This window comes from Allobosea sp. LjRoot9, assembly GCF_964252745.1.
In the GTDB taxonomy this organism is placed as follows: Bacteria; Pseudomonadota; Alphaproteobacteria; order Rhizobiales; family Beijerinckiaceae; genus Allobosea.
This window is the reverse complement of record NZ_CAXUPC020000001.1, coordinates 1770493-1789247: the sequence shown is the minus strand read 5'-3', so window position 1 is coordinate 1789247 and position 18755 is coordinate 1770493. Positions and strand designations below refer to the sequence as shown.

The 18755-nt window shown below is 65.7% G+C and carries 23 protein-coding genes; 21 read left to right on the top strand and 2 right to left on the bottom strand.

Annotated features, from left to right (window positions below):
* The first annotated feature begins 77 nt into the window (after positions 1-77).
* The 14 genes from glyA (at position 78) to ACSQ3P_RS08290 (ending at position 13001) form a co-directional block, all read left to right on the top strand.
* Positions 78-1376, top strand: a complete 1299-nt coding sequence (glyA, locus tag ACSQ3P_RS08355) for a serine hydroxymethyltransferase (protein WP_436165092.1) — start codon at positions 78-80, stop codon at positions 1374-1376.
* 82 nt (positions 1377-1458) lie between these two features.
* On the top strand, positions 1459-1956 hold the full coding sequence (gene nrdR / locus ACSQ3P_RS08350; protein WP_069691116.1) for a transcriptional regulator NrdR: 498 nt from the start codon (positions 1459-1461) through the stop codon (positions 1954-1956).
* Positions 1949-3082 carry a bifunctional diaminohydroxyphosphoribosylaminopyrimidine deaminase/5-amino-6-(5-phosphoribosylamino)uracil reductase RibD gene (gene ribD / locus ACSQ3P_RS08345; protein WP_436165091.1) on the top strand — a complete coding sequence of 378 codons (1134 nt, stop codon included), beginning with the start codon at positions 1949-1951 and terminating at the stop codon, positions 3080-3082. Before nrdR ends, ribD begins: the two co-directional genes overlap by 8 nt.
* Positions 3082-3729, top strand: coding sequence for a riboflavin synthase (locus tag ACSQ3P_RS08340; RefSeq protein WP_436165090.1), 648 nt, complete (start codon positions 3082-3084; stop codon positions 3727-3729). The genes ribD and ACSQ3P_RS08340 overlap by 1 nt, the downstream gene beginning before the upstream one ends.
* Positions 3730-3914: 185 nt before the next feature.
* The gene (gene ribH, locus ACSQ3P_RS08335; protein ID WP_092164617.1) at positions 3915-4424 is read left to right on the top strand and encodes a 6,7-dimethyl-8-ribityllumazine synthase; all 510 of its coding nucleotides are present in this window, start codon (positions 3915-3917) and stop codon (positions 4422-4424) included.
* Positions 4421-4888 carry a transcription antitermination factor NusB gene (gene nusB / locus ACSQ3P_RS08330; protein WP_436165089.1) on the top strand — a complete coding sequence of 156 codons (468 nt, stop codon included), beginning with the start codon at positions 4421-4423 and terminating at the stop codon, positions 4886-4888. Before ribH ends, nusB begins: the two co-directional genes overlap by 4 nt.
* 7 nt (positions 4889-4895) lie before the next feature.
* Positions 4896-5891 (top strand): thiamine-phosphate kinase, encoded by a 996-nt coding sequence (gene thiL / locus ACSQ3P_RS08325; RefSeq protein WP_436165088.1) that lies wholly within the window; start codon positions 4896-4898, stop codon positions 5889-5891.
* Positions 5892-5935: 44 nt separating this feature from the next.
* Positions 5936-7141, top strand: coding sequence for an MFS transporter (locus tag ACSQ3P_RS08320; protein ID WP_436165087.1), 1206 nt, complete (start codon positions 5936-5938; stop codon positions 7139-7141).
* 71 nt (positions 7142-7212) lie between these two features.
* Positions 7213-8010, top strand: coding sequence for a (S)-ureidoglycine aminohydrolase (gene allE / locus ACSQ3P_RS08315; RefSeq protein WP_436165086.1), 798 nt, complete (start codon positions 7213-7215; stop codon positions 8008-8010).
* Between the two features lie 148 nt (positions 8011-8158).
* Complete coding sequence (locus ACSQ3P_RS08310) at positions 8159-8599, top strand: DUF1801 domain-containing protein (RefSeq protein WP_436165085.1); 441 nt, start codon at positions 8159-8161, stop codon at positions 8597-8599.
* A gap of 434 nt (positions 8600-9033) precedes the next feature.
* Positions 9034-11190, top strand: coding sequence for a sodium-translocating pyrophosphatase (locus tag ACSQ3P_RS08305; protein ID WP_436165084.1), 2157 nt, complete (start codon positions 9034-9036; stop codon positions 11188-11190).
* Between the two features lie 143 nt (positions 11191-11333).
* Positions 11334-11594, top strand: coding sequence for a type II toxin-antitoxin system ParD family antitoxin (locus tag ACSQ3P_RS08300; RefSeq protein ID WP_436165083.1), 261 nt, complete (start codon positions 11334-11336; stop codon positions 11592-11594).
* Positions 11591-11887, top strand: coding sequence for a type II toxin-antitoxin system RelE/ParE family toxin (locus tag ACSQ3P_RS08295; protein WP_436165082.1), 297 nt, complete (start codon positions 11591-11593; stop codon positions 11885-11887). Before ACSQ3P_RS08300 ends, ACSQ3P_RS08295 begins: the two co-directional genes overlap by 4 nt.
* A gap of 172 nt (positions 11888-12059) precedes the next feature.
* Entirely contained in the window at positions 12060-13001 is a 942-nt protein-coding gene (locus tag ACSQ3P_RS08290) for a DMT family transporter (RefSeq protein ID WP_436165081.1), read from the top strand.
* Positions 13002-13078: 77 nt separating this feature from the next.
* On the opposite strand, the gene ACSQ3P_RS08285 is transcribed toward ACSQ3P_RS08290, so the two are convergent.
* Positions 13079-13573 (bottom strand): outer membrane protein assembly factor BamE, encoded by a 495-nt coding sequence (locus tag ACSQ3P_RS08285; RefSeq protein ID WP_436165080.1) that lies wholly within the window; start codon positions 13571-13573, stop codon positions 13079-13081.
* 141 nt (positions 13574-13714) lie between these two features.
* Between ACSQ3P_RS08285 and ACSQ3P_RS08280 the strand changes: the two genes are divergently transcribed.
* The 7 genes from ACSQ3P_RS08280 to sugE all read left to right on the top strand — a co-directional run bounded on the left by ACSQ3P_RS08280 (position 13715) and on the right by sugE (position 18519).
* A complete protein-coding gene (locus tag ACSQ3P_RS08280; protein ID WP_436165079.1) occupies positions 13715-14257 on the top strand; it encodes a ubiquinol-cytochrome C chaperone family protein in 543 nt (180 codons plus the stop codon).
* The gene (locus tag ACSQ3P_RS08275) at positions 14247-14807 is read left to right on the top strand and encodes a YceD family protein (RefSeq protein WP_436165078.1); all 561 of its coding nucleotides are present in this window, start codon (positions 14247-14249) and stop codon (positions 14805-14807) included. The genes ACSQ3P_RS08280 and ACSQ3P_RS08275 overlap by 11 nt, the downstream gene beginning before the upstream one ends.
* A gap of 115 nt (positions 14808-14922) precedes the next feature.
* The gene (gene plsX, locus ACSQ3P_RS08270; RefSeq protein WP_436165077.1) at positions 14923-15981 is read left to right on the top strand and encodes a phosphate acyltransferase PlsX; all 1059 of its coding nucleotides are present in this window, start codon (positions 14923-14925) and stop codon (positions 15979-15981) included.
* A gap of 12 nt (positions 15982-15993) precedes the next feature.
* Positions 15994-16971: a beta-ketoacyl-ACP synthase III gene (locus ACSQ3P_RS08265; protein ID WP_436165076.1), complete on the top strand. Its 978-nt coding sequence runs from the start codon at positions 15994-15996 to the stop codon at positions 16969-16971.
* 191 nt (positions 16972-17162) lie between these two features.
* Positions 17163-17477, top strand: coding sequence for an integration host factor subunit alpha (locus tag ACSQ3P_RS08260; protein ID WP_069691132.1), 315 nt, complete (start codon positions 17163-17165; stop codon positions 17475-17477).
* Positions 17478-17509: 32 nt separating this feature from the next.
* Positions 17510-18046 carry a MerR family transcriptional regulator gene (locus ACSQ3P_RS08255; protein ID WP_436165184.1) on the top strand — a complete coding sequence of 179 codons (537 nt, stop codon included), beginning with the start codon at positions 17510-17512 and terminating at the stop codon, positions 18044-18046.
* 158 nt (positions 18047-18204) lie between these two features.
* Positions 18205-18519: a quaternary ammonium compound efflux SMR transporter SugE gene (gene sugE, locus ACSQ3P_RS08250; RefSeq protein ID WP_436165075.1), complete on the top strand. Its 315-nt coding sequence runs from the start codon at positions 18205-18207 to the stop codon at positions 18517-18519.
* Positions 18520-18583: 64 nt separating this feature from the next.
* On the opposite strand, the gene ACSQ3P_RS08245 is transcribed toward sugE, so the two are convergent.
* Positions 18584-18754, bottom strand: a complete 171-nt coding sequence (locus tag ACSQ3P_RS08245) for a hypothetical protein (protein ID WP_175525386.1) — start codon at positions 18752-18754, stop codon at positions 18584-18586.
* Between the last annotated feature and the right edge of the window lies 1 nt (position 18755).

Sequence of the window (18755 nt, the reverse complement as noted above, 5' to 3'; positions counted from 1 at the left end):
AGATTTCCACCCCATGATACGGGACGCGGCAACGGGACCGGGCCGTGCGCGGCCACCTTTTACAGCAGGAGCCGGATATGACCGAAGCCGCGAGCGACAAGCATCTCTCGAACTCCTTCTTCGCCGCCTCGCTGGCCGATAGCGACCCCGAGATCGCCCGCGCCATCGAGCTCGAACTCGGTCGCCAGCGCGACGAGATCGAGCTGATCGCCTCGGAGAACATCGTCTCGCGCGCCGTGCTGGAGGCGCAGGGCTCGGTGATGACCAACAAATACGCCGAGGGCTATGTCGGCCGGCGCTATTATGGCGGCTGCCAGTTCGTCGACATCGCCGAGAAGCTCGCGATCGAGCGCGCCTGCCGGCTGTTCGATTGTGGGTTCGCCAATGTCCAGCCCAACTCCGGCAGCCAGGCCAACCAGGCCGTGTTCATGGCGCTGCTGCAGCCCGGCGACACCTTCATGGGGCTCGATCTCGCCGCCGGCGGTCACCTGACCCATGGCGCGCCGGTCAACCAGTCCGGCAAATGGTTCAAGGTCGTGCCCTATGGCGTCTGCGTCGTCGACCAGACCATCGATTACGATGCGATGGAGCGCCTCGCCGTCGAGAACAAGCCGAAGCTGATCGTCGCCGGCGGCTCGGCCTATGCCCGGCATTGGGACTTCGCCCGCTTCCGCGAGATCGCCGACAAGGTCGGCGCCTATTTCATGGTCGATATCGCCCATTTCGCCGGGCTTGTCGCAGGCGGCGCGCATCCCTCGCCGTTCCCGCACGCCCATGTCGTCACCACCACCACGCACAAGACGCTGCGCGGCCCGCGCGGCGGCATGGTGCTGACCAATGACGAGGCGATCGCCAAGAAGATCAACTCGGCCGTCTTCCCCGGCATCCAGGGCGGGCCCTTGATGCATGTCATCGCCGCCAAGGCGGTCTCCTTCCAGGAGGCGCTGCAGCCCGAGTTCAAGATCTACGCCCGCGCCGTCGTCGCCAATGCCAAGGCGCTGGCCGAGACGCTCAAGAGCAAGGGCTTCGACCTCGTCACCGGCGGCACCGACAACCATCTGATGCTGGTCGATCTGCGCTCCAAGAAGGTCACCGGCAAGGCGGCCGAGGCCGCTCTCGGCCGCGCCCACATCACCTGCAACAAGAACGGCATCCCCTTCGATCCGGAGAAGCCGATGGTGACCTCGGGCATTCGCCTGGGCACGCCGGCTGCGACCTCACGCGGCTTCGGTGTCGCCGAATTCAAGAAGGTCGGCGAATTGATCGCGGAGGTGCTGGATGGCCTGGCCGTCAATGGCGAAGCCGGCAACGGCGCGGTTGAAGAGGCCGTCAAGGCCAAGGCGCACGAGCTGACGGCGCGCTTCCCGATCTATTGAGGCAGCGCAAGAGCCGGATCCGATCAGGTCGGATCGACCTGATCGGCACGTGCTCTAGGACTGACGAAAGAAAGAGGCCGCTATGCGCTGTCCCTATTGCGGCTCTCTCGACACGCAGGTGAAGGACTCCCGTCCAACCGACGATCACGCCTCGATCCGTCGTCGTCGCGTTTGTCCCGATTGCGGCGGCCGCTTCACCACCTTCGAACGCGTGCAGCTGCGCGAGCTCGTCGTGGTCAAGCGCTCGGGCCGGCGCACCGCCTTCGACCGCGACAAATTGCAGACCTCGATCGAGGTCGCGCTGCGCAAGCGCCCGGTCGCGCCGGAGCGGATCGAGCGCATGGTCAACGGCATCGTGCGCCAGCTCGAAAGCTCCGGCGAGGGCGAGATTCCGAGCTCAACCGTCGGCGAATTGGTGATGGAAGGGCTGAAATCGCTCGACGACGTCGCCTATGTCCGCTTCGCCTCGGTCTACCGCAATTTCCGCGAAGCCCGCGATTTCGAGGAAATCCTGGGCCAGCTCAGCGCCGATGACGAGGACGGCGCGAGCGCGCCGCCGCCTGCCCGCAACGATGACTGAGCAGGCTGCGATCGACCGCGCCTTCATGCGCCAGGCGCTGGATTTCGGCGCGCGCGGACAGGGCACGACATCAACCAATCCTTGCGTCGGCGCCATCGTCACGCAGGACACTGCTGATGGTCCCGTGATCGTGGCCCGCGGCCATACTCAGCCTGGCGGCCGGCCGCATGGCGAGGCGAACGCCTTCGACCGCGCCGGACCGAACGCCGCGGCGGGCGGCACGCTCTATGTCACGCTCGAGCCCTGTTCACACCGCACCATCCGCGCCGCGACGCCTTGCGTCGAAAGGACGATCCTGGCCGGCGTGAAGCGTGTCGTGGCGGCCATGGCCGATCCCAATCCACGTTTTCGCGGGCTCGGTTTCGCATTGCTGCGGACAGCGGGCATCAGCGTCACCACGTGCGTGTTGGAGGCCGAGGCTCAACGGACCCATCGCGGCTATGTGCTGCGGGTGACGCAAGGACGCCCCATGGTGACGTTCAAGGTCGCCCGTACCAGGGATGGCTATGCCGGCGGGGCGGAGGGGGCGCGTATCGCCGTGTCCTGTCCTGCGGCGTCGGCCTGGGTCCATCTCCAGCGGGCGCATTACGACGCGATCATGCTCGGCATCGGCTCGGTGCTCATCGACGATCCCCTGCTGACCGTGCGCCTGCCCGGCATGGCCGGACGCTCACCGATCAGGGTCGTGCTGGATTCGCAGCTTCGGCTGCCGCTGTCGTCCCAGCTCGTTGCCACAGTGGGCGAAGTGCCGGTCTGGGTCGTGGCGACCGAGGCTGCCCCTATCGAGCGTGAGCGGGCGCTGGTCGCTGCCGGCGTCGAGGTCATGCGCGTCTCTGCCGGTGCGGATGGCCATCTCGATCTGACGGAGATGCTCCAACTGCTGGGAGCGCGCGGCATCAACCGCGTCTTTTCCGAAGGCGGGCCGACCATCGGCGAGAAACTCGCCCTTGCCGGTTTCGCCGATGAGGTCATTGTCTCAACATCTCCGAAAGTGCTGGGCCACCCCGGCATCGTTGCCGTGCGTCCGGGGCTTGCGGCGATGCTGGCTGATCCCGATCTCTACCGCCTTGCCGATAGCGGCCTGATCGGCCACGACCATTTCGAGCATTTTGTGAGGACAGCCTGATGTTCACCGGCATCGTCACCGCCATCGGCACCGTTGTGGAAGCTGAGGCCAAGGGCCCCAGCCTGAAGCGGCTTGCCATTGCCAGCCCCTATGACGCCGCCGGCATCGAGATCGGTGCTTCGATCGCCTGTGCCGGCGTCTGCCTGACGGTTACAGGCCTGCGGCCGCGCAGCGACGGCGAGCCCGGCTGCATCTTCCAGGTCGAGGCGGCGGCGGAGACGCTCTCCAAGACGCTGGTCGGCGACTGGGCACCCGGCACGCGGATCAATCTCGAACGCTCGCTCAAGGTCGGCGACGAGCTCGGCGGCCACCTCGTCACCGGCCATGTCGATGGTGTCGCCACGATCCTGAAGATCGATCCGATCGAGGCGAACCCCGACGAACAATGGGGCGCGACCGCGCGTTTCCATATCCGCGCGCCGCAAGGGCTCGCCCCCTTCATCGCCACCAAGGGCTCGATCTGCCTCGACGGCACCTCGCTCACCGTCAACAGCGTCGAGGACGATGTCTTCACCGTGCTGCTGATTCCGCACTCCTTCAGCGTCACCACCTGGGGGCAGCGCAAGGCGGGCGATCCGATCCATCTCGAGGTCGATCTGATGGCGCGCTATGCCGCGCGGCTTGCGGAGGCGCGCCCGCAGGGCTAAGAGCCGGTCTCAACACAGCCCTCATCCTGAGGAGCCGCGCAGCGGCGTCTCGAAGGATGCTCCAGAGCGCACTGGACCATCCTTCGAGACGCCATTTCTGACGAAACGGCTCCTCAGGTTGAGGGCTGTGAGTGCTTTGGGCTTTTCGCGCCAGGCGCTCTTCGCCTTCAAGAGGATAAAGAACCATGGCCGGACCCCGGCAAATCTCGGCCGACAAGGCCGCAACTCCTGCCGTCTCGCTGGACGGCGCGCGCGTGCTCGTGATCGAGGCGCGCTTCTACGACAAGCTCGCCGACGAATTGCTCGAAGGCGCCCTTGCCGTGCTCGACAAGGCCGATTGCCGCGTCGACGTCGTCACCGTACCGGGCGCGCTCGAAATTCCGTCCGCCATCATCATCGGCCTGCGCGCTGCTGATGAGGCCGTCGACCCCTATGAGGCGGTCGTGGCGCTGGGCACCGTCATTCGCGGCGAGACCGGCCATTACGACATCGTCGCCGGCGAAAGCTCGCGCGCTTTGATGGACATCTCCGTGGCCTTCGCTCTGCCGCTCGGCAACGGCATCCTGACCGTCGAGAACGAGGCGCAGGCCTGGGCGCGCGCCAACCGCTCCGAGATGGACAAGGGCGGCGGCGCGGCTGAAGCGGCGCTCGCGGTGCTGCGCTACAAGCGCTCCCTGGCGGAGCAATCCAAATGAGCCGGGCCGAGATGCGACGCGGCGCGCGGCTTTCCGTCGTGCAGGCGCTCTACGAGATGGAGATCGGCGGGCGCGGCGTGATCGAGGCCATGGCCGAGTTCGAGGCTTTCTGGATCGGCAAGGAGGTCGAGGAGATCGAACTGCCCAAGGCTGAGCTCGCTTTCTTCCGCGATCTGCTCGGCGGTGTGGTTCGCGAGCAGCGTTTGGTCGATCGCTCGGTCGACGAGGTGCTCGCCTCCGGTTGGCCGCTGAAGCGCGTCGAGGCGGTGGTGCGCGCCGTGCTGCGCGCCGGCGCCTATGAGCTCGCCTTCCGCAAGGATGTGCCGGCGCGCGCCGTGATCTCGGAATATGTCGCTGTCGCGCGCGCCTTCTATGAGGGCGAGGAGATCGGCATGATCAATGCCGTGCTCGACAAGATGGCCCGTGACTTCCGCGCCGACGAATTCGACGCGGCGACGGCCTGAGCTCGCAATGGCCGGCGCTCCCGAACGCCCCGGCGAATTCGAGTTGATCGCCCGCTATTTCGCCCCCATCGCAGGAGCGGGCGGGCTCGGTCTCGTCGATGACGCCGGATTGCTCAGGCCGGCGCGCGGCTATGAGACGGTGGTGACGACCGACGCGCTGGTCGCCGGCGTGCATTTCTTCGCCGACGACCCCGCGGCCTCGATCGCGCGCAAGGCGCTCGCGGTGAACCTCTCCGACCTCGCAGCCAAGGGCGCCAGGCCCGAGGGCTTCGTGCTGAGCCTGGCTTTGCCGCATGGCTGGACCGAAGCCTGGCTCGCGGACTTCGCGCAGGGGCTCGCACGCATCGCGGGAGAGGGGGCTTGCCCGCTCATCGGCGGGGACACCGTCTCGACGCCTGGACCCTTGATCCTCTCGATCACAGCCTTCGGCAGCGTTCCGGCCGGCCGGATGGTGCCGCGCTCGGGCGCCAAGCCGGGCGACGTCATCCTGGTCTCCGGCACGATCGGTGACGGGGCGCTCGGGCTTCAGGCGCATGGGCCGGGCAAGCCAGCTTGGGTTGCCCGCCTCAGCGAGAAGCATCGCCTTTTCCTCGCCGACCGCTATCTGCATCCGCAACCGAGACTGGCGTTGGCCGCAGCGCTGCAGCTCCATGCTTCGGCCGCGATGGATGTGTCCGATGGGCTCGTCGGCGACCTTGCCAAGCTGCTCAAAGCCTCGAAAGCAGGCGCCGAGATCGATCTCGACACGGTCCCGCTCTCGGCTGCGGCCCGCGCCGCGATCATGGCCGATCCCGCTCTGGTGGAACTGGCGTGGACGGGCGGGGACGATTACGAAATTCTCTGCACGGCATCTGAAAGAGAATATCTTTCCCTGATCGTTGCGGCGGAGGCTGCGGGCGTCACGCTCGTCGCGATCGGTCGGGTGACGGACGAAGGCGCGGTGAACTATCGCGAAAAGGGCAGGGCGCGAAGCTTCGCGCAGGGCTCCTTCGCTCATTTTTAAAAGGCGGCCGTTGCAAGCGCTGCCATGGCTAGGGCGGCGCATCGATGAACCAGCACGTTCCACTCAGTGACGGCGACGCTCTCGCCAAGCGCAATACCCTCGTGCTTGCCTGTGCGCAGGCGCTCGGTGGCGCCAATCCGGCGATCGTGATCTCGCTGGGCGGTATCGTCGGGGCAAGCCTCGTCGCCGACAAGACCTTCGCTACAGTGCCGGTCAGCCTGCTGCAGCTCGGCATCGCCACCGGGGTCATTCCAGCCGCCATGCTGATGCGCCGGCTCGGCCGGCGCGGCGGTTACCTCATCGGCACGCTGATCGGTGCGGCGGGCGGAAGCCTTGCAGCTGCGGGGGCGACCGAGCGCCTGTTCTGGCTGTTCTGCCTCGGCACCTTCACCTGCGGCCTCTACGGCTCCTTCGTCCAGAGCTACCGCTTCGCCGCCGCCGACACGGCGAGCGAGAGCTTCAAGCCGCGCGCCATCTCCTGGGTGATGGTCGGCGGCATCGCGGCGGGCGTCATCGGCCCGCAATCGGTTTACTGGACGCGCGATCTGACGCCATCAGCGCCCTTCGCCGCAAGTTTCCTGGCGCAAGGCTGCCTGGCGCTGATCGCCATGCTGGTGGTGATGCGGCTGCGCGCGCCGCCGGTCGCAGCTACCGCCAAGACCGGTGGCCGCCCGCTCGGTGAGATCATGCGCCAGCCGCGCTTCATCGCCTCGGTCACCGCTGCGCTTGTCGCCTACGGCCTGATGAGCTTCGTCATGACGGCGGCGCCGCTCGCCATGGTCGCCTGCGGCCACTCGGTTGGCGATGCCGCGCTCGGCATCCAGTGGCATGTGCTTTCGATGTTCGGGCCGAGCTTCTTCACCGGCAGGCTGATCGCCCGTTTCGGCAAGGAGAAGATCACGGCGATCGGGCTCCTGCTGACGGCGCTGGCCGCGATCGTCGGCCTGACCGGCCTGAGCGTCGCGCATTTCTGGGGCGCGCTGGTCCTGCTTGGCCTCGGCTGGAATTTCGGCTTCATCGGAGCGACTGCGCTGGTCACCGACTGCTACCGGCCGGAGGAGCGGGTGAAGGTCCAGGCTGCCAACGACTTCCTGGTCTTCGGTTCGGTCGCCATCGCCTCCTTCTCGTCGGGCGGCCTGCTCAACGCCGGCGGCTGGGACAGCGTCAACTGGCTCGTCTTCCCGCCGGTCGCGATCGCGCTGGTGCTGGTCGCCTGGCAGGGGCTGTCGCGCCGGGCTATGCCGGCCTGATCCTTGCCGGCCAGATCCTTGCGAGTCTGATCCTTGCAGCTGCGCGACGGCTGTCGATTTGGAGAAGAATGATGCGTCCCCACCAGTTTCCCGTCGCCGCCGGTCATATTCCTCCCGGAGCGATTGGCCATAATCGCGGCGTGGTCCGCCCGAACTATGCCTTCATGCCGCCCGAGGGCGTGCTGGTCAGCCGCCTGCCGCAATTCGAGCGCACCATCGGCCGCATCCTGACCGCTCCCGTCATGGGCGCGCGCTTCGCGCAATATGTGCTGGAGATCGAGCCCGGCGGCGGCACGCGCCAGCCCTTCCGCGAGGACGGTATCCAGCATTTCTACTATGTCCTGTCCGGGCAGGTGCGGTTTGCGGTCGCTGGCGGGCCCGCCCAGGCCTTGACCTCGGGCGGCTTCGCCTATGTCCCGGCCGGCATGGCCTTCTCGTTGCGCAATGAGGGGCCGGAGCCGGCGCGCGTGCTGGCCTTGCGCAAGCGCTACGAGGCGATCGACCTGCCGGCGCCGGAGCCGATCATCTCGCATCGCGACGCCGTGCCGGTCACCAATCATACCGGGCTTCAGGGGCGCGGCTTCCAGTTCCTGCTGCCCTATGGCGATATGCGCTTCGACTTCGAGATGAACCTGATGTGGTTCAAGCCGGGCACATGCTTCCCCGATGTCGAAACCCATGTGATGGAGCACGGGCTCTACATGCTGGAGGGGCAGGGGCTCTATTTCCTCGGCACGGAGTGGCACGAGATCTGGGCGCAGGATTTCATCTGGATGGGCGGTTACTGCCCGCAGCAATTCTACCCGGCGGGCTTCGGCGACGCCTGCTATCTGCTCTACAAGAACGTCAATCGCGACGTCGCGCTATGACGGGTTCCGCCCCCCGGGGGGAAGGGCGCAACGACCGTTCGATGACCTTTTCGGAAGATGGCTGCTCGCTCGATCAGGGTGGGATATCCTGAACCTCGGACGATCGGACTGACTTGCCGAGCGGGGCGAGATCAGCGGAGTTGATGTGATGTCGAGCAAGGCGTCCGGGCAGTCGGCGACAATCGGCAAAACACCCCTGCTGGCGGGCGGTAACCCTCAGATCGCGAAGGGTGAGGGCGATGCTCCCGTCCAGGCCTATATCGCCGCCATGCCGGGCTGGAAGCGCGATATCGGACACCGCCTCGACGTGCTGATCGCCCGTACCGTTCCCGATCTGCGCAAGGCGGTGAAATGGAACTCGCCACTATACGGAGTTGAGGGGCAGGGCTGGTTCCTCGGCGTCCATTGCTTCACGAAATACGTCAAGGTGGCTTTCTTCCGCGGGGCGGCGCTGCATCCTGTTCCGCCTGGAGCGTCCAAGAGCCAGGACACGCGCTATCTCGACATCCGGGAGGGCGACCAGCTCGATGAGGCTCAGCTCGTCGATTGGGTGAAGCAGGCCAGCCGATTGCCCGGCGAGCGCATGTGAACGACCAGAGCGTTTTCGAGCGAAGCGGACACCGGTTCCCTCGCGACAAACGCGAAGCGTTTGCGCGGAGAAAGCGCGTTAAAACAACGAGCTGGAGCGGTTGAACGATCCAATTGGATCGGAAACTGCTTGTGCGCCGAGAGCCGCCATGGAGCGGGTTTTGGCCCATCGCCGGAGCCAAGACCGGCTTCGGCTTTCTGCCTTTCTCCGGACCTGCTCCTGCTCACGCGTCGGCAAGCTTTCGAACTGGACCAAAACGCAATCACAGGGTTTGCGATTCTGTTGGAAACTTGGCACAAATTCGACTGACACTGGCGAGACCCATGCGGGGCCTGAGTCCTTAGGCCTCGCATTTTCATGAGTCAGGCGTCCAAGAACGTTAAGGGGAGCGCAAAGCCTCTCCGCGGGTCGAGAAGCTCAAGGTCAGGAAACCAATGTCAGCTCTGCTTACAATCATAGTCTTAAGTGCGCTGTCGATCGCATATGGCGTCTGGGCCTATGGCGACGTGATGAAGCGCGACGCCGGCAACCAGCGCATGCAGGAGATTTCCGCTGCGGTGGCCGAGGGCGCGCAGGCCTATCTCAAGCGCCAATACATGACCATCGCGCTCGTCGGCGTCGTGCTCTTCGCGGCGCTGGCCTATCTGCTCGGACAATGGGTCGCGATCGGCTTCCTGATCGGCGCGGTGCTCTCGGGCCTAGCCGGCTTCATCGGCATGAACGTCTCGGTCCGGGCCAATGTCCGCACGGCGCAGGCGGCGATGCAGTCGCTGGGCGACGGCCTCGACGTCGCCTTCAAGGCGGGCGCTGTCACCGGCATGCTGGTGGCGGGTCTCGCGCTGCTCGGCGTCGCGGTCTATTACGGCGTCCTGACCTCGTTCCTCGGTTTCACCCCATCGAGCCGCACCGTCATCGACTCGCTCGTCGCGCTCGGTTTCGGCGCCTCGCTGATCTCGATCTTCGCCCGTCTCGGCGGCGGCATCTTCACCAAGGGCGCCGATGTCGGCGCCGACCTCGTCGGCAAGGTCGAGGCCGGAATCCCCGAGGACGATCCGCGCAACCCCGCCACCATTGCCGACAATGTCGGCGACAATGTCGGCGACTGCGCCGGTATGGCAGCGGACCTGTTCGAGACCTATGCGGTGACGCTGGTTGCCACCATGGTTCTCGCCGCCATCTTCTTCGCCGGCCAGGCCACGCTGGGCACCATGATGCTCTATCCGATGGCGATCGGCGCATCCTGCATCGTCACCTCGATCATCGGCACCTTCTTCGTCAAGCTCGGCGCCAACCAGTCGATCATGGGGGCGCTCTACAAGGGCTTCATCGCGGCCGGCGTGCTCTCGATCGGCGCGATTGCGGCGGTCAACTACCTGATGTTCGGCGGCTTCTCGGCCTCGTTCACCACGGTGCAGGGCGTCACCTTCACCTCGGGCGGCCTCTTCGGCTGCGCGCTGGTCGGGCTGGCCGTGACGCTGCTCATCGTCGTCATCACCGAATACTACACCGGTACCGGCAAGCGCCCGGTCGTCTCGATCGCGCAGGCCTCGGTTACCGGCCACGGCACCAACGTCATCCAGGGCCTTGCGGTCTCCTTGGAATCGACCGCGCTGCCGACCATCGTGATCATCGCCGGCATCATCGTCGCCTATGGCCTGGCCGGCCTGTTCGGCATCGCCATCGCCACCACGGCCATGCTGGCCCTGGCGGGCGTGGTCGTGGCGCTCGACGCCTTCGGCCCGGTCACCGACAATGCCGGCGGCATCGCCGAAATGGCGGGCCTGCCCAAGGAGGTGCGCCACTCCACCGACGCGCTCGACGCTGTCGGCAACACCACCAAGGCGATCACCAAGGGTTATGCGATCGGCTCCGCCGGCCTCGGTGCCCTGGTGCTGTTTGCCGCCTATACCTCCGATCTCAACTTCTTCATCGGAGAGGCCAACAAGGCGGGTTCGACGACGTTCCAGTACTTCAAGGGCGTCACCGTCGATTTCTCGCTGTCGAACCCCTATGTCGTCGTCGGCCTGCTGCTCGGCGGCCTGATCCCCTTCCTCTTCGCCGGCATGGGCATGACCGCGGTCGGCCGCGCCGCCGGCTCGGTGGTCGAGGAGGTCAGGCGTCAGTTCAAGGAGAAGCCCGGCATCATGGACGGCACCGAGCGGCCAGATTATGCGCGGGCCGTCGACCTGCTGACCAAGGCCGCGATCAGGGAGATGATCGTGCCCTCGCTGCTGCCTGTGCTGGCGCCGATCGTGACCTTCTTCGCGATCAGAACCATCGCCGACAAGAACCAGGCCTTTGCCGCCGTCGGCGCCATGCTGATGGGCGTTATCGTCACCGGCATTTTCGTCGCCATCTCGATGACCTCGGGCGGCGGCGCCTGGGACAACGCCAAGAAGTCCTTCGAGGATGGCTTCGTCGACAAGGACGGCGTTCGCCACATGAAGGGCTCCGAGGCGCACAAGGCCTCGGTGACCGGCGACACCGTCGGCGACCCCTACAAGGACACGGCGGGCCCCGCCGTGAACCCGGCGATCAAGATCACCAACATCATCGCATTGCTGCTGCTGGCGATCCTGGCGCATTCCTGAGCGGCTGCATGTTGCGCAATGAGATGGACCCCGCGGAGCGATTCGCGGGGTTTTTCATTGTGTGGCCAAGAGAGGTGACGCGCGGCTTGCATGAGCCTCACGGCAATAATAGATATGGATGCGAGCAGGCATTGGAGGATTTCATGGCCGTCAGTGCGGAACTGGGACAGCGCCTTGAAGGTATCGTCGAGACGCTCGTCGCCTCGGGCCGCTACAATTCGAAGAGCGAAGTGCTGCGGGAAGGTGTGCGCCTTGTCGAAGAACGTGAGAAGCGCCTGATGGCGCTCGATCGGGCACTTGAGGCTGGCTTGGTCGAGGCGGATGCCGGCCGCCTGATTGCGGGCGGCGATGTCTTTGCCGAGTTGCGCGCCCGCTACAGCGACGAGAGCGGCAAACCGGAGTGAAGCTTGCGTTCACGCCGACGGCGCGCCGGGACCTTCAGGAGATCGGCGACTACATTGCTCGCGATAGCCGGCGAGAAGCGTTGCGCTTTGTGACCGCGCTTGAGCAATTTTGCACAAAGCTGGTGTCGCAACCCGAGCGGTATCCAATCCTGCCACGCCATGCCGCCCGCAATATTCGGCGTGCGCCTCATCGGGATTATCTGATCTTCTATCGGATTGGAGAGATCAACCTCGAAATCCTGCGTGTGCTCCATGCTGCGCGAGATCCCGATAGGATCGCCGAGAGTTTGTAGGCGGCTTCCGCGTAGCGAAAATATGCTAGCTATATCAAATGCTTGGATTCAGGGGCTGAATCAAATTCTTGCCTGCCTGAATCAATCTGCGAAGCTACGGTCCTAACCGTAGCGTTCCTGCAAGTTCCGGGATGTCGGCTGTGACATGGTCCCTCCAACCAAGGAGAGAGCCATGACGACGCAAGGCATGACGACGCAAGCCCTGACCACCCCTGCTGCCGAGGTGAACCGCGCCACCGAGCTCGCTTTGCTGCTGGTTCTCGCCACGCTCTGGGGCGGCTCCTACAGCTTCATCAAGATCGGCGTGGAGACGATCCCGCCCTTGACCTTGATCGCGGCGCGCACGCTGGTTGCTGGTGCGATCCTGCTCGCGATCATCCGCTGGCGGGGTGTGAAGCTGCCGCGCGATGTCGCGAGCTGGCGGCGTTTTCTGGTACAGGCCTGCCTCAACAGCGTCGTGCCCTTCACGCTCATCGCCTGGGCCGAGCGCAGCGTCGATGCTGGCCTCGCCGCGATCCTGAACGGAACCACGCCTGTCTTCGTTTTCCTGATCGGGCTGGCGCTGGCGCCGGGCAAGCGTCCGGACGTGCGTAAGGCGCTGGGCGTTCTGGCAGGCGTGGCCGGGATCAGCCTGATCGTCGGCGTTCAGGCCTTTGCCGGTTTGGGCAGCGCCGTCGTGCCGCAATTGGCGATCGTGCTGGCGACCATATGTTACGCCTGCGCCGCGCTGTTTGGCCGGAATTTCGGCGGCATGGACCCGCTCCTGCCGGCGGCCGGCTCGATGCTGATGGGCGCCGCCGTGCTGCTGCCATTCGCACTTGTCGTCGACCGGCCCTGGACGCTGGCGCCCTCTCAGGCCTCGCTCATCGCCTTGCTTGCGCTTGCGGTGTTCTCGACGGCGCTCGCCTTCGCGATCTATTTCCGCCTGATCCGCACGCTCGGCGCGGTCGGGACCACGGCCGTGTCCTATCTGCGCGTGCCGGTCGGGGTCGCCATCGGCATCCTGTTCCTCGGCGAGAGCCTGAGCCCGACAGCCTGGGCGGGGCTCGCCCTTGTCGTGCTCGGCGTCGCCGCGATGACGCTGCCCGAGCGAAAGCCGGCGGTTCGCGCCTGAGCACAGCGAGTCCACGCTCAAAGAAAAACCCGCGGCGAGGGCCGCGGGTTTTGTGTTTCGTCAGACCGTTTGGACAGTCACGCACCGAATGGCGTGAACTTGGTGACGCCCTTGAAGAGGTTGCGCAGGAAGCTCTGTTCCTCGCCGCCGGTCGGGGTGGTGCGGCTGATGAAGTCGAAGGGCACGCCGTCCTGCAGGCCGTAATTGGCGACGCGCTCGACCTTGAAGGCCTTGTTGAAATAGATCGCCAGCACCTTCTGATCGATCACGCTCAGATCCTGGAACTGGAAGCGCCGGCGCACCCTCTGGCTGATGTAGTAGAAGGTCCGGTTGCCGACCGTGGAGGTGGTCGAGGGCGTGCCGAGCGCCGTGAGCACGGCCTGCACGTCCATGCCCTGTTTGATCTGGGCGATGAGCGCGTCATCCATGACGAAGCCGCGCGTATATTCCTCATTGATGCCCGCAGAGGTCGGGAGCATGAAGCCACCGGCGTCCGGGCCGCAGCCCGCCAATGCCAGGGACGATGTCGCAAGGATGCCGAGCAGGGCCGCGCGGCGATTGGTGAGGGTCATTGGGACTCAAATCCAGGCCGTGGCGTCAAGGGCGAAAGGCCCAAGCCGCTTGTCAAATGGGTAAGGCTTGGCGTAACGCCCGAGCATGGCTTTGGCAAGGCAAGGACCCGCTTGGGACCTTCGCAAGGAGATGGCTGCGTAATGTTCGGCCTATTCGGCAAGCGTGAAGCCCGGCTCGCACCGGTGAACGCCTTGTTCGCGCGCGTCGCCGAGGCGTCGCGGCGGCCGGCCTTCTATATCGAAGGCGGCATTCCCGACACATTCGAGGGGCGCTTCGAATCGCTGACGCTGCACACCTTCCTGGTGCTGCGCCGCCTGCGCGAATTGCCGGCGCCGGCCGCCGATCTGGCGCAGGATTTCGTCGATGCCTGCTTTTCCTATCTCGAACTCGGTTTCCGCAATGGCGGCATCAGCGATATCGCGGTACCCAAGCGGATGAAGAAGATCGCCCAGAGCTTCTTCGGCCGGATCAAGGCCTATGAGGCCGCGCTTGTCTCGGCGGAGCCGGAGGCGCTGACCGAGGCGCTGCGCCGCAATGCGAGCCCGGGCGAGGGTGCCGCGATCCTGGCGAACTATATGAGGCAGGTGCAGGCAGGGCTGGCGGCCCGCACGCTTGAAGCGATCCTGAACGAGCCCGAGCTGTTCCCGGCTCTGGCGCAGCTGGAGCGCAGCCATGTCGCCTGATCCGGAGAATATTTTGCCCCTGAGCCATCCCGTCCGTGTCGAGGGCATCAAGCTGCGCCCCGGCAACGTTACCGTCGCCGCTCCGGCGCAGGCGCTGCCTCGCATCGCCGCCGAACTCGGTCTGGCTTCGCTGGAGGCGCTGGAGGCGCATTACACGCTTTCGCGCAATGGCGAGAAGGTCAAGCTCGAGGGCGCGATCCAGGCGAAGGCGCATCAGATCTGCGTGGTTACGCTCGAGTCCTTCCCGGTCGAGATCAAGGTTCCGATGAAGCTCGATTTCGCCCCCCAGGACGAGGCGCGGATTGCGGCAAGGCGCGGCGATGCCGGCGATGAAGACGAGATCGACATCGAGGTCAGGCTGAACGAGGCCGACCCGCCGGAGCCTATCGTCGACGGCGTCATCGATCTGGGTGCGGTCACGCTGGAATTCCTGGCGCTGGCGCTCGATCCCTATCCGCGCAAGCCCGGCGTGAGTTTCGATGCGGCGCCGGCCGAGCCCGGCATCGAATCGCCTTTTGCGGTGCTGGCCAAGCTGAAACGCGAACAATGAGGCGGGCAGGAGCCTTCGCGGCGGCTTGCAGCGGCGGCTCAAGTCGCTATTGTCCGGCCCGCAACGCGCTGCCTCCAGAAGAAGGGCGGCCGCTCCCAGGATCCACCATCACCTCATGACACGTCCGGTTACAATCGCGCTCGATGCGATGGGCGGAGACCACGGCCCATCCGTGGTCATTCCCGGCGCTGCCCTGACGCTGGAGCGGCGTCCCGATGCGCGCTTCGTGATCTTCGGCGACCAGGTGCAGGTCATGCCGTTGCTCGACGCGCATCCCAGGCTCAAGGCGGTCACCACCTTCCACCACACCGATGTGTCGGTGAAGATGGACGACAAGCCAAGCCAGGCGCTGCGCTATGGCCGCTACAAATCTTCGATGTGGCGTGCCATCGACGCGACCAAGACCGGTGAGGCCGATGTCACGATCTCGGCCGGCAACACCGGCGCGCTGATGGCGATGTCGAAATTCTGCCTGAAGTCGATGCCGCAGGTCGACCGCCCGGCGATCGCATGCCTGTGGCCGACTGTGCGCGGTGAGAGCATCGTGCTCGATGTCGGCGCCACGATCGGCGCCGATGCCCGCCACCTCGTCGATCTCGCGGTGATGGGCGCTGCCATGGCCCGCGTCGTCTTCGATATCGACCGCCCGACGGTCGGCCTGCTCAATGTCGGCGTCGAGGAGATCAAGGGCGTCGAGGCGGTGAAGGAAGCCGGCCGCATCCTGCGCGAGAGCAACCTGCCGCATCTGGCCTATCACGGCTTCGTCGAGGGCGACGATCTCGGCAAGGGCACGGTCGATGTCGTGGTGACCGAGGGCTTCACCGGCAATATCGCGCTGAAGACGGCCGAGGGCACCGCGCGCCAGATCGCCTCCTATCTGCGCGCGGCGATGAGCCATTCGCTGATGGCCAAGATCGGCTATCTCTTCGCGCGCAGCGCCTTTGCCGCGCTCAGGGACAAGATGGATCCGCGCAAGGTCAATGGCGGCGTCTTCCTCGGGCTCGAGGGCATCGTCATCAAGAGCCATGGCGGCACCGACGCCATTGGCTTCGCCAGCGCGGCCGAACTGGGCTATGAAATGGCTCGCGAGAACCTGATGGCGAAGGTCCGCGAGATGGTGGCCGCGACTGCGCGGCCGGAGGCGGCGGCGCAGCAGGCTGCCACCGCCGAATAGGGAACAGCTTTCTTGTCCATTCTGCGCTCCATTCTGTGCGGCTGCGGCTCCTATCTGCCACAACGCATCGTCACCAACGCCGAGCTGGCACAGCGCGTCGACACGACCGATGAGTGGATCGTGCAGCGCACCGGCATCCGCCAGCGCCATATCGCGGCCGATGACGAGGCGACCTCGGCGCTGGCCCTGAAGGCGGCGCAGGCTGCGCTCGCTGACGCCGGGATGGACGCCTCCGAGATCGACCTGATCATCGTCGCGACCGCGACGCCCGATCACACCTTTCCCGCGACCGCGACGCAGATCCAGGCCGCGCTCGGCATCAATGGCGGCGTCGCCTTCGATCTCCAGGCCGTCTGCTCGGGCTTCGTCTTCGCGCTCGCGACGGCCGACAAGTTCCTGACCACGGGCGCCGCCAAGGCCGCGCTCGTCATCGGTGCGGAGACCTTCTCGCGCATCCTCGACTGGGAGGACCGCACCACCTGCGTCCTCTTCGGCGACGGTGCCGGCGCGGTCGTGCTGAAGGCAGGCCCCGGCGAGGGCACGCTCGCCGATCGCGGCGTGTTGGCGACCCATATCCGCTCGGATGGCCGCTACAAGGACAAGCTTTATGTCGATGGCGGCGCGGGTTCGACCAAGACCGTCGGCTTCCTGCGCATGGAGGGCAAGGAGGTCTTCCGCCACGCCGTCGTCAATCTGGCGGAGACGGTCCGGCACACCTTCGAGGAGACGGGGCTGACTGGCGCCGATATCGACTGGTTCGTGCCGCATCAGGCCAATCGTCGCATCATCGACGCCACCGCCCACAAGCTCGGCATCGGCCATGAGCGCGTCGTCGTTACCGTTGACCGGCATGGCAACACCTCGGCCGCCTCGATTCCGCTGGCGCTTGCCGAGGCGCATCACGATGGCCGCATCAAGCGCGGACAGCTCGTGCTGATCGAGGCCATGGGCGGCGGTTTCACCTGGGGGTCTGCCTTGATCCGGTGGTGAAGCACGGCGCGGGAAAGCCGTCGGATTATGACGGATTTACTTGGTTTTTCTAACAAATTTCCAAAATTTGGGTGAGTTGGCGGGTGTTCTAGGATTGACCGGCGCAGCCGGGACGCCTAGCGTCCGCCATCCATATTGGCGAAGGGCAGGCGGCATGCCCGCTGGCCGACATAACGCCTTGGAGGATATGAATGGCGGGGCAAACGGTTACTCGCGCCGATCTGTGCGAGGCTGTCTATCAGAAGATCGGTCTGTCGCGGACGGAGTCGTCGAAGCTCGTCGAGGCGGTGCTGGACGAAATCTGTGACGCGGTCGCGCGCGGTGAGAACGTCAAGTTATCCTCTTTCGGATCCTTCGTCGTGCGAGACAAGGGCGAGCGAATCGGGCGTAATCCGAAGACGGGAGTTGAAGTCCCGATCGAGCCGCGTCGAGTCATGGTGTTCAAGCCTTCGAATGTGATGAAGGCGCGCATCAACGGACAGTTGGGTGAGGGCGAAGACGAGTGAGCCTGGAGTTCCACACCGGCGATGAGGCCGACATGGACACCAAGAGCGCAGATGCCTTCCGGACGATCAGCGAGGTCGCAGAAGACCTCGACATTCCTCAACATGTGCTGCGGTTCTGGGAAACGCGCTTCACGCAGATCAAGCCGCTCAAGCGCGGCGGCGGGCGGCGCTATTATCGTCCCGACGACGTCGCGCTGCTGAAGGGCATTCGCCGCCTGCTCTACGGCGAGGGCTACACCATCAAGGGGCTGCAGCGCATCCTCAAGGAGCAGGGGCCGCGCCATGTCCAGGCGATCGGCCGCGGCGCGCCGGTCGGCCCACCGGGGCCGGAGCGGGCATCCGCGCCAGCGACAGTGATGCAGGGCGATGCCGGGGCGGTTCATGCCATGGCCGCCTATCCGCAGGACGGCGAGCTGCATCAGGAGTTCGCGCCGCAGCATTCGCGTCCGGTTCCACCGGAAGGCCTCGACGATCTGACGGTGCTGTCGGCTGTCCTGACCGAGCTCGGCGAGTGCCAGCGCATCCTGCGCAGCGTCCTGGCGCCTCAACCGGTTCCCGACGGTGCCTGAGGCGCAGGCCATGCCGCGCCGGTCTGTCCGCCATTCCCACGCGGGCGCTTGCGAGCGCGCGCGGCGCTGAATAGGTCGGTGCCGAGGACGACCTCGGCGAAAGCCTCTCCCATCACCAGGCGTGGACGACCTCGCCCCTTCTGCAAAGGAGCGCCGTTGTGGCTTGGCTCTATCTCTTCGTCGCGGGCCTGTTCGAGGTCGGCTGGGCGATTGGTCTCAAATACACGCAAGGCTTCACGCGGCTGGTTCCCAGCGTGCTGACGCTCGCCAGCATGGTGGTGAGCCTGGGCCTGCTCGGGCTTGCGCTGAAAAGCCTGCCGCTTGGCACGGCCTATGCGATCTGGACCGGCGTCGGCACGATTGGCACTGCCGTGCTCGGCATCGTCCTCCTGGGCGAGCCGGCGGGCTTGTTGCGCCTCGCCTGCATCGGCTTGATCGTCGCGGGAATCGTCGGCCTGAAGCTCGTCTCCTGAACGGGCGCGGCCTAGGCCGGCGCGCGCACAGGCGTTGATGGCCGCATCAGCGCCTGTGGAACGATCAGCGCCTGTGGAAGGCCTGGGGCCAATAGCCGCCGCGCTCAAGCGCGACGATCAGCACGATGATGAGGAGCGTCACGGCCAAGGTCACGAGCTTGGCGTTCCAGGGCGTGCCGCGGCCGATCAGCCAGATCAAGGTCATGCCGATCAGGAGAGGGATGATCATGTCCATG